Consider the following 14,311-nt stretch of genomic DNA (forward strand, 5'->3'; position numbering starts at 1 on the left):
TGTAAGGGGGTCAGTATGGAGGTATTCAGTCCAGAATCCGACCAGGAGGCACGGCCGTGGCAGACGCGTCCACACCCACCAACCCCGATGCGGTCCGCGAGGCCGTGGTCGACGCGGCGCTCGCCGCGCTGGGACTCGACGACAAGGCACGGCTCCTGGCCGGCCAGGACATGTGGTCGCTGCCCGCCCTTCCGGAGATCGGGCTGCGCTCCCTGGTGATGTCCGACGGGCCGATCGGGGTCCGGGGCGTCGCCTGGAGCGCCGACGACCCGTCCGTCGCGCTGCCCTCGCCCACCGCGCTGGCCGCGACCTGGGACCCGGCGCTGGCCCGCCGGGCCGGCCGGCTGCTCGCCCAGGAGGCCCACCGCAAGGGGGTGCACGTCCTGCTCGCCCCGACCGTGAACATTCACCGGTCCCCGCTCGGCGGGCGCCACTTCGAGACGTACAGCGAGGATCCGTACCTCACCGGCGAGATCGGCACCGGCTACGTCCTCGGGGTGCAGGACGGCGGCGTCGGCACGACCGTCAAGCACTTCGTGGCCAACGACGCCGAGACCGACCGCTTCACCGTCGACAACATCGTCTCCCCGCGCGCCCTGCGCGAGATCTACCTCGCCCCGTTCGAGCGGATCGTCAGGAACGCCCACCCCTGGGGCATCATGTCGGCCTACAACCGGGTCAACGGCTCCACCATGACCGAGCACCGCTACCTCCAGAACGCGGTGCTGCGCGGCGAATGGGGCTTCGACGGCTACATCGTCTCCGACTGGCTGGCCGCCCGCTCCACCGTCGCCGCCGTCAACGGCGGCCTCGACGTCGCGATGCCCGGCCCGAAGACCGTGTACGGCAAGGCGCTCGCCGACGCCGTGCGGGCGGGCGAGGTCGAGGAGTCCGTCGTCGACGGCGCCGTACGCAACGTGCTTCGGCTGGCCGCCCGCGTCGGGATCCTGGACGGCGCCCCGCCCGTCGTCGACGCGGCCGCCCGCCCCGGCGGCATCGACGGCGACGCGCTGGCCCGCGAGATCGCCCGCCGCTCCTTCGTGCTGGTGCGCAACGAACGCGCCGTCCTCCCGATCGACCCGGCGGCCGTCCGCAGGATCGCCGTCAGCGGGGCGCTCGCCCGGGACGCCCGGGTTCTCGGCGGCGGCTCCGCCCAGGTCTTCCCGCACCACATCGTCACCCCGCTCGACGGTCTGATCGCGGCCCTCCCCGGGGACGTCGTCGACTACCGGATCGGCGCCGACCCGAACACCGAACTCACCCCCGCCGAGAAGGGCTTCGAGTTCACCGCGGTCTGCTACGACGAGGCCGGCACCGTCATCGGCACCGCACCGCTGCGGGGCGGCACCGTCCAGTGGATCGGCGACGACCTCCCCGAGGGCGTCACCCGTGCGAACCTGCACAGCGTCGAGATCACCGGCACCTTCGTCCCGCGCGACAGCGGCGAGCACGTCTTCGGCACCCGCGGCACCGGCGCGCTCACCCTCACCGTCGCGGGGGAGACCCTGTACGACGAGATCCACCGGGTCGTGGGATCCGCCGACCCCGGCGAGGCATTCTTCGGCAACCCGCTGGAGCGCGGCCGGATCACCCTCACCGCGGGCGAACCCGTCGAGGTCTCGCTGCGGCAGGTCCCCGAGACCCTGGGCGACGACCAGCCGGTGCTCGGCGTCTCGTTCTCGCTCTGCCACCTCGGCCCGCGCCGCGACCCGCAGGAACTGATCGCCGAGGCCGTCGGGGCGGCCCGCGCCGCCGACACCGCGATCGTGGTCGTCGGCACCACCGAACGCGTCGAGTCCGAGGGCTTCGACCGGACCGACCTGAGGCTCCCCGGCCACCAGGACGACCTGGTCCGTGCCGTCGCCGCCGCCAACCCGAACACCGTCGTGATCGTCAACTCCGGCTCCCCGGTGGAGCTTCCGTGGCGCGACGAGGTCGCCGCGGTCCTGCTCGGCTGGTTCCCCGGCCAGGAGGCCGGCCACGCGCTCGCGGACGTGCTGCTCGGCGCCGCGGAACCGGGCGGGCGCCTCCCCACCACCTGGCCGGCCGTGCTCGCCGACGTACCGGTCCTCGGCACCACCCCGACCGACGGCGAACTCCGCTACGACGAGGGCGTCTTCGTCGGCTACCGGGCCTGGGAGAAGGCCGGCGCCACGCCCGCCTACCCCTTCGGCCACGGACTGGGCTACACCACCTGGGAGTACGAGAGCCTGGAGGCCGGCCCGGACTCCGCCACCGTCCGCGTCCGCAACACCGGCACCCGGCCGGGCGCCGAGACCGTCCAGGTCTACCTCGCGCCCCGGGACGGCACCGCCGACCGCCCGGCCCGCCGGCTGGCCGGCTTCGCACGGGTCGAGGCGGCACCCGGCGAGAGCGCCGAGGCGGTCGTCGCACTGGACCGGCGCGCCTACGAGATCTGGGACGAGGAGGCGTACGGCTGGGTCCTGGTCCCCGGCACGTACGAGGTGCAGGCGGCCCGTTCGCTCGGTGACGTGCGCCGGACGGCGGTCCTGGACATCAAGGAATAGGCAGGGCCGGGCAGGGGGACGGCAGCCGTCCCCCTGCGACCGGACGGCAGCCGTCCCCCTGCTGCCCCGTCAGCGCACCGAGAATCCGTACACGGTCGTCGAGACGAACTCCTCGCCCGGCCGCAGCACCGTGCTCGGGAACGCGGGCCGGTTCGGGGAGTCGGGGAAGTGCTGGGTCTCCAGCGCGATCCCGGCGCACGGTCCGAACGGCCGCCCGTCGAAGTGGTCCGCCGTGTACAGCTGGAGGCCCGGCTCCGTCGTGGTCACACTCAGCACCCGTCCCGAGGCCGCGTCGTACAGCTCGGCCGCCGGACCCGTGCCCGCCCCGTCCAGCACGAAGTTGTGGTCGTAGCCCGCGCCGAGGGGCCCCGGCTCCCGGAAGTCGAACCGGGTGCCGTCCACCGGCAGGAACTCGCCCGTGGGCAGCGATTCGGCGTCCGCCGGAGTGATCCGCCCGGCCGCGATCCGCAGCGTCTGCCCGAGCGCGCTGCCACTGCCGGCGCCCGCCAGGTTCCAGTACGTGTGGTTCGTCGGGTTCAGCACCGTCGGGGCGTCCGTCGTCGCCCGGTACGTGATCCGCAGCGCCCCGCCCTCGTCCAGGGTGTAGGCCGCCGACACCGCCAGACGGCCCGGGAAGCCCTCCTCCCCGTCCTCGGAGACCAGCGACAGCTCGACACCGTCCGCCACCTCCCGGGCCCGCCACACACGCTTGTCGAAGCCCTCGGCCCCGCCGTGCACCTGGTTGCGGCCCTCGTTGGCCGTCAACCGGTGGACGCGCCCGTCCAGCTCGAAGCGGGCCCCGCCGATCCGGTTCGCGTACCGCCCGACCAGCGCGCCGAAGTACGGGCCGGGGAACTCCCGGTACCCGGCGAGATCGGGCAGCCCGAGCGCGATGCCGGCCCGCACCCCGTCCCGGTCCGGCACCTCGACCGACTGCACGATGCCGCCGTACGTCAGCACGCGCACCCGCGTACCGTCCCGCTCCAGCGTCCAGCGGTGCACCCGGGTGCCGTCCGCGAGAGTGCCGAACTCTTCCGTACGCATCGCCGTGCCCGGACCAGTGATCATGATCACGGAGCCTACGCGGGGGGCCGGGCCGCGGTGACATTGCGGTAGGCGATCTCCGCCAGCCTGGCCTGCCCGTCGCGCCCCGGATGGAACCAGTCCCACCGGCTGAGCTGCTCGCCGGTGAACGGGTAGTCGAAGACCGCCCCGCCGTCGTAACGGCAGCGCGGATCCTTCGCACAGACCTCCCGCAGCACCTTGTTGTACGCCACGACCCGGTCCTGCACCGATGCCCGCCGGGCCGTCGCGGGCGCGCCCATGTCGTCCGCGTCGGCCAGCATCGACCGGCAGATCCCCAGCTTCCAGATCTGCTTGCCCAGCGCGTTCCCGCGCCCCGTCGACCAGAGCCGCTTGAGATCCGGCACGCTCGACACGTACACCTGCGCCTTGGGCGCCGCGGCCCGCAGCTGACGCATCGAAGCCTCGAAGGAGGCGCGAAAATCAGCCACCGGGGTCATGTACCGGGCGGAGTCCCGGCAGGCGTCGTTGGCGCCGATCATCACCGTCACCAGATCGGGTTTCTCCTTCGCAGCCGCCGCCATCTGTTCCGGCAACTGCGCGATCCTGGCCCCCGTCTCCGCGTGGTTCCAGCTGCGCGAGGAGGCCCCCGACGCACCGAGCAGCCGCACGGCCAGGCTGCGCACTTCCCTGTCGGTGCCGGTCGCCCAGGACACCTCCGGGCAGTCCGCCAGCACCGAACAGGCGTCGAAGCCGCGGGTGATGGAGTCGCCGACGGCGGCCACCGAACCCGGCTCGCGGTCCCATACCGGCCCGGGCCTGGCGGACGGCTGCGCGGCCGCCCCCTTCGTCGTCCCCTCCCGGCCGGAGTCGCAGCCGGTCAGAACGGCCGTACCGAGCAGCGAGACCGCCGCGAGGACGGCGGCCGCGGTACGCGAACGGCGGCGGGCGGAACGATCCTGCATCGCTTGGTCCCCTCGGTTATGCCCCCGGCAACCCCTGGTGGCACCGGTCGGAAGGCCCGGACGCCCTGGCGGGTGAAAGCTGAGCGAATGATGGGCCCGGGACCGACCGTACGTCACACCTGGGCCCCCGCAGCGCGGTAGCTTTTCCTCGTCGAACCAGCGGCGCGTTCCCCCGCCCGGCTCCACTCGGGTGGCTTTCGGGAAATCACATCACGTCACATACTGTCCCTTTTCAGGAGCTTCACCCCGATGCTGTTTACTGATGACAACCTCGGGATCCGGCCGAGAAGAGACGGTACGGGTGCGAGGCCGCTGGGAAAGGCGAACTTCGTCCCACACTGGAGGTCCCGGTGACGACACGTGGAGTTCTGTACGTTCACTCCGCACCGCGCGCGCTCTGCCCCCATGTCGAATGGGCGATGGGGGGCGTCCTCGGCGTGCGGGTCCAGCTCGACTGGATCAGACAACCCGCCGCGCCCGGCACCTGGCGTGCCGAGTTCTCCTGGCAGGCCCGGCCCGGCACGGCGTCCAAGCTCGCCTCCGCGCTGCGGGGCTGGGACCTGCTGCGCTTCGAGGTGACGGCGGAGCCGAGCCCCACGTCGGAGGGCGAGCGCTACAGCTCCACGCCCGGCCTCGGCATCTTCCACGCCGTCACCGGCATGCACGGCGACATCCTGGTGCCCGAGGACCGGCTGCGGGCCGCGCTGGCCCGCTCCGCGCGGGGCGAGAGCGATCTGGAGGCCGAGATCGCCAAGCTGCTCGGCAAGCCCTGGGACGACGAGCTGGAGTCCTTCCGCCACGCGGGCGAGGGCGCGCCGGTGCGGTGGCTCCACCAGGTGGTGTGACAGAGATCAGCCCCTCCGGCGATTGAGGAGCGGGGTCCGGGGCGCAGCCCCGGGAGCACCCCGCACGACGCACGATGCCGCCTCCCCCACGGGGAAGGCGGCATCGTCGTACCGGGGCTGCGGACCGCGGGTCAGACGCTGCGGAACGCCAGGACCACGTTGTGCCCGCCGAACCCGAACGAGTTGTTGATCGCGGCGATCGAACCCTCCGGCAGCGGACGCGGCTCGTCACGCACGATGTCCGCCTCCACGGCCTCGTCGAGGTGCTCGACGTTGATCGTCGGAGGGGCCATCCGGTGGTGCAGCGCCAGGACCGTCGCGACGGTCTCGATGCCGCCGGCGCCACCGAGGAGGTGACCGGTCATCGACTTCGTCGCGGAGATCGCGACATGGTCCAGGTCGTCGCCCAGGACCTTGCGCAGCGCCTTCAGCTCCGCGACGTCGCCCTGCGGCGTCGAGGTGGCGTGCGCGTTCAGGTGAACGACCTCGGACGGCTTGAGGTCCGTCTGGTCCAGCAGGTTCTGCATCGCGGCGGCGATGCCGCGCCCGGTCGGCTCGGGCTGCGCGATGTGGTGGGCGTCCGCGGACAGGCCCTGGCCCAGCACCTCGCAGTAGACCTTGGCGCCACGCTTCGCGGCGTGCGCCGCGGACTCCAGGACGACGACCCCGGCACCCTCGCCGAGCACGAAGCCGTCCCGGCCGGTGTCGTACGGGCGCGAAGCCTTCTGGGGCTCCTCGTTGTTCTTGGACATCGCCATCATGTTGGCGAACGCGGCGATCGGCAGCGGGTGGATCGCCGCCTCGGTGCCACCGGCGAGGACCACATCGGCACGGCCGGTGCGGATCATCTCGACGGCGTACCCGATCGCCTCGGCGCCCGAGGCGCAGGCGGAGACCGGGGTGTGCACGCCGGCCTGGGCGTTGACCTCCAGGCCGACGTTGGCCGCCGGGCCGTTGGGCATGAGCATCGGCACGGTGTGCGGGGAGACGCGGCGTACGCCCTTCTCCTTCAGCACGTCGTACTGGTCGAGCAGGGTGATCACGCCGCCGATGCCGGAGGCGATGACCGAACCCAGCCGGTCGGGCTGGATCTTCTCGTCCTCGCCGGCCTTGCCGGTGAAACCGGCGTCCGCCCAGGCCTCACGGGCCGCGATCAGCGCGAACTGCGCCGAGCGGTCCAGCTTTCGGGCGAGCGGGCGGGGCAGGACGTCGCCCGGGTCGACGGCCGCGAGGGCGGCGATCCGGACGGGCAGTTCGGCGAAACGTTCGCCCTCGAGAGGCTTGACGCCGGAACGACCGGCCATCAGACCTTCCCAGGTCGACGCCGAGTCGCCACCCAGCGGAGTGGTTGCGCCGATACCGGTGACGACCACGGTGCGATTGGTCGAGTTCACTGGAAAATCTTCTCCACGTGTAGAGGGTCGTGAATCAGCGGCGCCACCGCCGGGTGGCGACACAGGAGCCGGGCCGATCAGGCCTGGTGCTTGAGGATGTAGTCGGCAGCGTCGCCGACCGTCTTGAGGTTCTTGACGTCCTCGTCGGGGATCTTGACGTCGAAGCGCTCCTCGGCGGCGACGACGACCTCGACCATGGACAGCGAGTCGACGTCCAGGTCGTCGGTGAAGGACTTGTCCAGCTGGACGTCCTCGACCGGGATCCCGGCGATCTCGTTGACGATCTCGGCGAGACCCTTGACGATCTCTTCCTGAGTGGCGGCCATGTTGGCGCTCCTTCGATGTTTATCTGCAGGTTGGGGCATGCGGGCCGAAATGGCCCGGTGTGCTTAGGGGAGGGTAACGACCGTCGCGGCGTAGACGAGACCCGCCCCGAAGCCGATGACGAGCGCGGTGTCGCCGCTCTTCGCCTGACCGGTCGCCAGGAGCCGCTCCATAGCGAGCGGGATCGAGGCGGCGGAGGTGTTGCCGGTGGTCTCCACGTCGCGGGCGACGGTGACGTTCTCCGGCAGCTTCAGGGTCTTCACCATCGAGTCGATGATCCGCATGTTGGCCTGGTGCGGAATGAAGACGTCCAGGTCTTCCGGGGAGATCCCGGCCGCGTCCAGCGCCTGCTGGGCGACCTTCGCCATCTCGAAGACGGCCCAGCGGAACACCGCCTGGCCCTCCTGGGTGATGGCCGGGAACTTCTCCGGACGCTCGGCGTGGAACTCGTCCCATGCCACGGTCTGCTTGATGGTCTCGGACTTGTCGCCCTCGGAGCCCCACACGGTGGGGCCTATGGCCGGCACCTTGGAGGGGCCGACGATGACCGCACCGGCGCCGTCACCGAACAGGAAGGCCGTCGCGCGGTCCTCCTTGTCGGTGAGGTCGCTGAGCCGCTCCACGCCGATGACCAGCACGTACTCGGCGGAACCCTCGACGACCATGCCCTTGGCGAGGGTCAGGCCGTAGCCGAAGCCCGCGCAGCCGGCCGAGATGTCGAAGGCGGCGGGCCTGCCCGCGCCGACCAGATGGGCGATCTCGGTCGCGATGGCCGGGGTCTGCTTGAAGTGCGAGACGGTGGAGACGATCACGGCGCCGATCTGCTCGGGCGTGATGCCGGCGTCCGCGATGGCCTTGCCGGAAGCCTCGACGGACATCGCGGCCACGGTCTCCTCCTCGGAGGCCCAGTGGCGGGTGGCGATGCCGGAGCGCGAACGGATCCACTCGTCGGACGAGTCGATCGTCTCCAGGATCACCTCGTTGGGCACGACACGGGTCGGGCGGTAGCCGCCGACACCCATGATCCGTGCGTACGGGGCGCCCTGGCTGGGCTTGATCTTCGACATTCTCTCGGGCTCCTTAGGCGCCGGCATGCTCGGAGACGAGTGCGCGGGCCGCGTCGAGGTCGTCGGGGGTCTTGAGCGCGAGCGTCTTCACACCGGGCAGCGCGCGCTTGGCGAGGCCCGTGAGGGTCCCGCCGGGGCATGCCTCGATGAGAGCGGTGACGCCCAGCTCCTTGAAGGTCTCCATGCACAGGTCCCAGCGGACCGGGTTGGCCACCTGGCCGACCAGCCGGGACAGGACCTCGTCGCCGGTGGCGACGGCCTTCCCGTCGGCGTTCGAGACATATGTCACGGCCGGGGCCGCGGGCTTCAGCTCCGCGGCGGCCTCACGCAGCCGATCGACGGCGGGGGCCATGTGGCTCGTGTGGAAGGCTCCGGCGACCTTGAGGGGCACCACGCGGCGCACGCCCTCGGGCATGTCCTCAAGCAGCGCGGCGATCTGCGCGGCGGTGCCCGCGGCGACGATCTGGCCCGCCCCGTTGACGTTCGCCGGGGTCAGCCCGAGCTTCTCCAGGTGCGCGACCGACACGTCCGGGTCGCCGCCCAGCAGGGCGGCCATACCGGTCTCGGTGACCGCGGCGGCCTCGGCCATGGCGAGCCCGCGGGTCCGTACGAGACGCAGCGCGGCCTCGTCGCCGATGACTCCGGCGAAGACCGCGGCGGTGATCTCACCAACGCTGTGACCTGCGACGACGTCCGGCGACGCGTCGAGCGCGGCGGCGGAGAGCAGACCGGCGGCCACCAGCAGCGGCTGCGCCACCGAGGTGTCACGGATCTCGTCCGCGTCGGCCTTGGTGCCGTAGTGGACGAGGTCGAGCCCGATGGCGTCGGACCACGCCGCGATGCGGTCGGTGGCACCGGGGAGATCGAGCCAGGGAGTCAGGAAGCCGGGCGTCTGAGCGCCTTGGCCGGGAGCGACGAGTACGAGCACCCTCACACTCTCTCTTGTGAACGGTCCCGAACACCCGTGGGGACAGGGACGAAGAACCGTATGGGGAATTGTTGATGTCCGACAAAAGTCTAGGACTGAGGATCTCTCGCGGCCAAGCGCCCCAGAATCAGGGCGATCCGCAGCGTGAACGCCGAGCGGACATCGGACGGTGACCATCCGGTGACGTCAGTCACACGTCGGAGCCGGTAGCGCACGGTGTTCGGGTGGACGAAGAGCATCCTGGCCGCGCCCTCCAGGCTGCTCGCCTGTTCCAGATAGACACTCAGCGTTTCGAGGAGCGCGGAGCCCGCCTCCTCCAGCGGTCTGTAGATCTCCTCCACCAACTGGTCCCGCGCGGCGGGATCGCCCGCCATCGCGCGCTCCGGCAGCAGATCGTCCGCGAGCACCGGCCTGGGGGCGTCCTGCCAGGCGCCGCACGCCTTCAGCCCGGCGGCGGCGGCCTGAGCGGACCGGGTGGCCGCGAGCAGGTCGGGCACCACGGGGCCGGCGACGACGGGGCCCGCCGCGTACGGGCCGATCAGCGCCTTCGCGACGTGCAGCGGGTTGTCGCTGCCGCCCGCGATGACGACCAGGCGGTTGCCGAGGACCCCGGTCAGGACCTGGAGCTTGGCGTGCCGGGCGGCCCGCCGGATCGCCTCCACGGTCAGCTCGCTGTCGCCGTCCGGGGCGGTGCCGAGCACCACACAGACGTGTTCGGGGGAGTTCCAGCCGAGCGCGGCCGCGCGCGACACGGCGCCCTCGTCGGCCTCCCCGGACAGCACCGCGTTGACCACGAGGGACTCCAGCCGGGCGTCCCAGGCGCCGCGCGCCTCGGCGGCCTGCGCGTACACCTGGGCGGTCGCGAAGGCGATCTCCCGGGCGTAGACCAGCAGCGCCTCGCGCAGCACCGACTCGTCGCCGGGCGCGGCGACCTCCTCGATCGCGGCCTCCATGACCTCGATCGTGGTACGCACCATCTCGACGGTCTGCCGCAGGGTGATCGCACGGGTCAGCTCGCGCGGAGCCGTGCCGAAGACATCGGTGGAGATGGCCTGCGGGGTCTCCGGATGCCGGAACCACTCGGTGAACGCGGCGATACCGGCCTGGGCCACCAGCCCGATCCAGGACCGGTTCTCCGGTGGCATCGCCCGGTACCACGGCAACGACTCGTCCATGCGGGCGATCGCGTTCGCGGCGAGCCGCCCGGAGGACTGTTCCAGGCGCTTCAGGGTCGCGGCATGCAGGTGGGCGGCGTTCGCAGCGGGCTGCTCAGGATCGGGTCGGGGCACGGAGACAAGATTGCCTTATCGGGCGACGGGCACGGAGGGCCGGGGCGACCGCGGTGTCGTACCGGCGGGTAGCCGCCGGGGGCCCGGCCGCGCGACAGGCCCGGCTACGGTGGGCGGGTGATCTCCGTACACCGAGCCGAAGACCGGTACCAGGGCGGCGACCGGGACGCCGGCATCCTGTCCCGGCACGCCTTCTCCTTCGGCGGCTTCTACGACCCGGACAATCTGCGCTTCGGCGCGCTCATGGCCTGCAACTCGGAGCGGCTGGAGAGCGGTGCGGGCTTCGAGGAACACCCGCACAGCCATACGGAGATCGTCACCTGGGTCGTCGAGGGCGAGCTGACCCACCGGGACTCCGCCGGTCACGCCACGGTCGTACGGCCCGGTGACCTCCAGCACCTCGGCGCCGCCTCCGGCGTCCGGCACGTCGAACGCAACGACGGCGACACCCCGCTGACGTTCATCCAGATGTGGCTGGCCCCGCTCGAACCGGGCGGCGAACCCTCGTACACGATCGTCCCCGGCCTCGCCGACTCCACCCCGTACGCCGTCCCGGCGGCCGGTGCGACGCTGCATGTGCGCCGGCTGGACGCGGGGGAGCGGGCGGCGGTGCCGGACGCGGCACGGGTGTACGTCCATGTGGTGGCCGGGGGCGTACGGATCGGCGACGAGCGAGGCGAGGAACTGGGGCCGGGCGACTCGGTGCGGATCACCGGCGAGGAAGGGCTGGAGCTGGTGGCGGAGGGAGCGGCCGAGGTGCTGATCTGGGAACTGCCGGACTGAACGGCCCGGCTACCGGCCTGCGTCCCGGCGCCACATCGACCACATCGGCGGCCCGGACCGGAATGTCATCTCCTCGTGCACGGCGAAGCCGTGCCGCTGGTAGAAGGTGAGGTTGCGGCGGTTGCTGGACTCCAGGAAGACCGGCCGCCCGTCCGCGTCCGCCCGCTCCAGCAGCCCGCCGAGCACCCGCGCCCCGCGCCCCGTGCCGCGCGCGTCGGCACGGGTGCCGATGTACTCCACGTACCAGTGCTCGGGTCCGTCCGGGTGGCGGTGCTCCATGGCGAACAACCGGGCGGCGGTACGCGGGAGTTGGGCCCTGGTCGCGCGTACGAGTGGTCCCGTGTTGCGCAGCAGGTACGTCGTCGGCAGCTTCCACTTCCCGGGCTCCGCCCACACAGCCGCGACCGTGCGCTCCGGATCGGTCCACACCCGGCCGGCCGGGACCTGCTGGGCCAGATGCGCGGTGAACAGCAGCCGCAGCCGCCGGTCCCGTTCGCGCGGCATCAGCCAGGACCAGACGGGATCCTCGGCGTAGGCACTGGCGAGCACGGCGGCGAGCGCGGGGACATCGGCGGCGGTGGCGCGGACTATGTCTGCCATGGCCGAGGAGAGTAGCGGGTGTCGGGAGCAGAAGGGGCCCGGGCCCGACCACCGGTCGGCCCGGGCCCCCTAGGCGCAGGTCCTGCGGTGACGTCAGCGGAGCCCGTCCACGAAGCTCTGCCAGGCGTCGGCCCCGACGGTCAGGACGGGTCCGCCCGGGTTCTTGCTGTCGCGGACCGGCACGGCACAGGGGAGGCCGTCGACCACCTCGACGCACTCGCCACCGGTGCTCCCGCTGTAACTGGACTTGCGCCATGCGGCGTTGCCGGTGACGGTGCATTCGACGCAGTCGCCGCCGGTGCTGCCGCTGTAACTGGACTTACGCCACCGCGCGTTCTTCAGGTCGTGGCCGGTCTCCATAACACTCCTCCATCACGCGGGTGATCAGCGCCGCGGACTCCTCGACGGAGAGGGCCGTGGCCTGCAAATGAGCGTAACGGAGCGCGGCTTCCTTGACAGTGTCAGGGCTGGCGGTCATATGGCCGGAGACGATGTCCTCCGTGTAGACGATGTCAGGGTCACTGTCGAAGCGCATCGTTGTGAACGAGCCGTCCAGACTGGCATGTTCACCGACCGCGAAGGGCAGCACCTGAATGCGCATCCAGCGGTGGTCAGCGAACTCCAACAAGCGGAGCAGTTGCCTCCGCATGACGTCTCGGCCGCCGATCGGCCGGTGTAGCAAGGCCTCGTCGAGAACGACCCAGAGGAGCGGGGGGTGCTCCCGCTCCAGGATGCGCTGGCGCTCCATCCGGGCCGCCACCTGGTTCTCCAGGTCGTCCGGCATGCCGGTGGCCAGCACTGCCCGCGCGTACTCCTCCGTCTGCAACAGTCCGTACACCACCTGCGCCTGGTAAGTGGAGATGTACGTGGCCTTGGCCTCCATGTCGGCGTACGGCTGGAACCAGGCGGGGAGTTGGCTGCGCAGAACGAGGCCGATCAGCCGCGAGAACATCCCGCCCGTGCCGAGTGCCGCGTCCACGCGTTCGGAGAAGTCGCGCGTGGGGAGCTTCTTCGTGGTCTCGATCTGGCCGATCAGCGAGCCGGTGCAGAAGATGATCTCGCCGAGCTGCCCCTGCTTGAGACAGGCCGCTTCCCTCTGGCGGCGTAACTCCCAGCCGTAGTAGTCCAGTGGGGAAGCGCTCGGATCGAGCGTATGGATGTTGGCCACGGCGGGGCACCTCCGGCGTTCAACGCCTCGCGGCGTTCGTTTCCGTACGTAGCCGAGCGTAGTCAAACCGCTGCAACCTGGTGACATGAATCACGTAACTGCCTCGCCGCCGGTCGGCGCGGAGCCGACCTATCACGCCGACTTCGCGATGGGCGAGCACTCCGCCCGGCATCTGCGCCGCATCCTGCGCCTCTACCTCAAGGGCTGGGAACTCATGGACGTGGCCGACGCGGCGGAGCTGGCGCTGACGGAGCTGATCGCGAACGTGGTGCGGCATGTGCCCGGCCGTCGCTGTCAGACGTTCATCTTCCTGCTGGCGGCCGGTGGGGTGCGCGTCGAGGTCGCGGACGCCTGTCCCGATGTGCCGAGGATGGTCGTGAGGGACGAACTCGACGAGGGCGGGCGCGGGTTGGTGCTGGTCGACGCCGTCACCGACCGGTGGGGCGTCGAGCCGCGCCCGGACGGGCGCGGCAAGACGGTGTGGTTCGAGTGCCTGGCCGTCGCCGGGGCGGCGGACAGGCTGATCGCGCTCAGAGACCGGAGCGCAGCTCCGCGAGCACCGCGTCCGTGAACGGGGGCCACGCCTCGACGGCCCACGGTCCGAAGGGGCGGTCGGCCAGCGCTACGCACGCCGCGCCCGCGACCGGGTCGACCCACAGGAACGTCCCCGACTGCCCGAAGTGCCCGAAGGTCGCGGGGGAGGAGGAACCGCCCGTCCAGTGCGGGGACTTGGAGTCCCGGATCTCGAAGCCGAGGCCCCAGTCGTTGGGGTTCTGGTGCCCGTAGCCCGGCAGCACGCCCTTCAGGCCGGGGTGTACGACGGTCTGCGCGGCCAGCACCGTACGCGGGTCGAGCAGACGGGGCGCCTGTAGTTCGGCCGCGAACCGGACGAGGTCCTCGACGGTCGAGACGCCGTCCTTGGCGGGGGAGCCGTCGATCGTGGTCGCCGTCATCCCGAGGGGTTCCAGCACGGCCTGGCGCACGTACTCCGGGAACGGGATGCCGGCGGCCTTGGCGATGTGGTCGCCGAGCACCTCGAAGCCCGCGTTGGAGTAGAGCCGGCGGGTGCCGGGCGCGGCCGTCGTCCGGTGCTCGTCGAAGGCGAGCCCGCTGGTGTGCGCGAGCAGGTGCCGGACGGTGGAGCCCTCCGGCCCGGCCGGCTCGTCGAGCTCGACCGCGCCCTCCTCGTACGCCACCAGCGCCGCGTAGGCCGCGATCGGCTTGGTGACGGAGGCGAGCGGGAAACGGTGCGCGGTCGGGCCGTGCGTACCGAGAACGGTGCCGTCCGCTCGTACGACGGCAGCCGCCGCGGTGGGGACGGGCCAGTTGTCGATCATCGCCAGGCTCTGCATGCGTACGAGCCTAAGGGGCGCCGTGGAACGGCGAGGAGGCGGTGG

15 protein-coding genes are annotated in these 14,311 nt (G+C 71.6%); 4 read left to right on the forward strand and 11 right to left on the reverse strand.

Annotated features, from left to right (window positions below; translation table 11 throughout):
• Positions 1–56 precede the first annotated feature (56 nt).
• Entirely contained in the window at positions 57–2,528 is a 2,472-nt protein-coding gene (locus ACGF8B_RS28590) for a glycoside hydrolase family 3 protein (protein WP_392744137.1), read from the forward strand.
• A 69-nt stretch (positions 2,529–2,597) separates the two neighbouring features.
• Here ACGF8B_RS28590 and ACGF8B_RS28595 read toward each other — a convergent pair whose 3' ends face one another.
• A complete protein-coding gene (locus ACGF8B_RS28595; RefSeq protein ID WP_392744140.1) occupies positions 2,598–3,596 on the reverse strand; it encodes an aldose epimerase family protein in 999 nt (332 codons plus the stop codon).
• An 11-nt stretch (positions 3,597–3,607) separates the two neighbouring features.
• Positions 3,608–4,516, reverse strand: coding sequence for an SGNH/GDSL hydrolase family protein (locus ACGF8B_RS28600; RefSeq protein WP_392744143.1), 909 nt, complete (start codon positions 4,514–4,516; stop codon positions 3,608–3,610).
• Between the two features lie 350 nt (positions 4,517–4,866).
• Here ACGF8B_RS28600 and ACGF8B_RS28605 point away from each other — a divergent pair, with 350 nt between their 5' ends.
• A complete protein-coding gene (locus tag ACGF8B_RS28605) occupies positions 4,867–5,361 on the forward strand; it encodes a DUF3145 domain-containing protein (protein ID WP_124717843.1) in 495 nt (164 codons plus the stop codon).
• Between the two features lie 131 nt (positions 5,362–5,492).
• Here ACGF8B_RS28605 and fabF read toward each other — a convergent pair whose 3' ends face one another.
• From fabF to ACGF8B_RS28630, 5 genes are all read right to left on the reverse strand, one after another.
• The gene (gene fabF, locus ACGF8B_RS28610; protein WP_392744144.1) at positions 5,493–6,755 is read right to left on the reverse strand and encodes a beta-ketoacyl-ACP synthase II; all 1,263 of its coding nucleotides are present in this window, start codon (positions 6,753–6,755) and stop codon (positions 5,493–5,495) included.
• A 77-nt stretch (positions 6,756–6,832) separates the two neighbouring features.
• Positions 6,833–7,081: an acyl carrier protein gene (locus ACGF8B_RS28615; protein WP_093542924.1), complete on the reverse strand. Its 249-nt coding sequence runs from the start codon at positions 7,079–7,081 to the stop codon at positions 6,833–6,835.
• A 63-nt stretch (positions 7,082–7,144) separates the two neighbouring features.
• Positions 7,145–8,146: a ketoacyl-ACP synthase III gene (locus ACGF8B_RS28620; RefSeq protein ID WP_392744147.1), complete on the reverse strand. Its 1,002-nt coding sequence runs from the start codon at positions 8,144–8,146 to the stop codon at positions 7,145–7,147.
• A 13-nt stretch (positions 8,147–8,159) separates the two neighbouring features.
• On the reverse strand, positions 8,160–9,074 hold the full coding sequence (locus tag ACGF8B_RS28625) for an ACP S-malonyltransferase (protein WP_392744150.1): 915 nt from the start codon (positions 9,072–9,074) through the stop codon (positions 8,160–8,162).
• An 89-nt stretch (positions 9,075–9,163) separates the two neighbouring features.
• The gene (locus ACGF8B_RS28630) at positions 9,164–10,363 is read right to left on the reverse strand and encodes a helix-turn-helix domain-containing protein (protein ID WP_326765455.1); all 1,200 of its coding nucleotides are present in this window, start codon (positions 10,361–10,363) and stop codon (positions 9,164–9,166) included.
• Positions 10,364–10,480: 117 nt separating this feature from the next.
• On the opposite strand from ACGF8B_RS28630, the gene ACGF8B_RS28635 reads away from it, so the two are divergent.
• Entirely contained in the window at positions 10,481–11,146 is a 666-nt protein-coding gene (locus ACGF8B_RS28635; RefSeq protein ID WP_392744153.1) for a pirin family protein, read from the forward strand.
• A gap of 9 nt (positions 11,147–11,155) precedes the next feature.
• Here the strand turns inward: ACGF8B_RS28635 and ACGF8B_RS28640 are convergent, their stop codons facing one another.
• From ACGF8B_RS28640 to ACGF8B_RS28650, 3 genes are all read right to left on the reverse strand, one after another.
• A complete protein-coding gene (locus tag ACGF8B_RS28640) occupies positions 11,156–11,746 on the reverse strand; it encodes a GNAT family N-acetyltransferase (protein ID WP_392744157.1) in 591 nt (196 codons plus the stop codon).
• Between the two features lie 93 nt (positions 11,747–11,839).
• Positions 11,840–12,106 carry a DUF397 domain-containing protein gene (locus ACGF8B_RS28645; RefSeq protein ID WP_392744160.1) on the reverse strand — a complete coding sequence of 89 codons (267 nt, stop codon included), beginning with the start codon at positions 12,104–12,106 and terminating at the stop codon, positions 11,840–11,842.
• Positions 12,066–12,914, reverse strand: a complete 849-nt coding sequence (locus tag ACGF8B_RS28650) for a helix-turn-helix domain-containing protein (protein WP_392744163.1) — start codon at positions 12,912–12,914, stop codon at positions 12,066–12,068. Before ACGF8B_RS28650 ends, ACGF8B_RS28645 begins: the two co-directional genes overlap by 41 nt.
• A gap of 85 nt (positions 12,915–12,999) precedes the next feature.
• Between ACGF8B_RS28650 and ACGF8B_RS28655 the strand changes: the two genes are divergently transcribed.
• Entirely contained in the window at positions 13,000–13,485 is a 486-nt protein-coding gene (locus ACGF8B_RS28655) for an ATP-binding protein (RefSeq protein ID WP_392744165.1), read from the forward strand.
• Here the strand turns inward: ACGF8B_RS28655 and ACGF8B_RS28660 are convergent.
• A complete protein-coding gene (locus tag ACGF8B_RS28660; protein ID WP_392744167.1) occupies positions 13,445–14,266 on the reverse strand; it encodes a serine hydrolase domain-containing protein in 822 nt (273 codons plus the stop codon). The genes ACGF8B_RS28655 and ACGF8B_RS28660 overlap by 41 nt on opposite strands.
• Positions 14,267–14,311 lie beyond the last annotated feature (45 nt).

It is taken from the genome of Streptomyces sp. NPDC047917, from assembly GCF_043204345.1.
Lineage (GTDB): Bacteria > Actinomycetota > Actinomycetes > Streptomycetales > Streptomycetaceae > Streptomyces > Streptomyces sanglieri.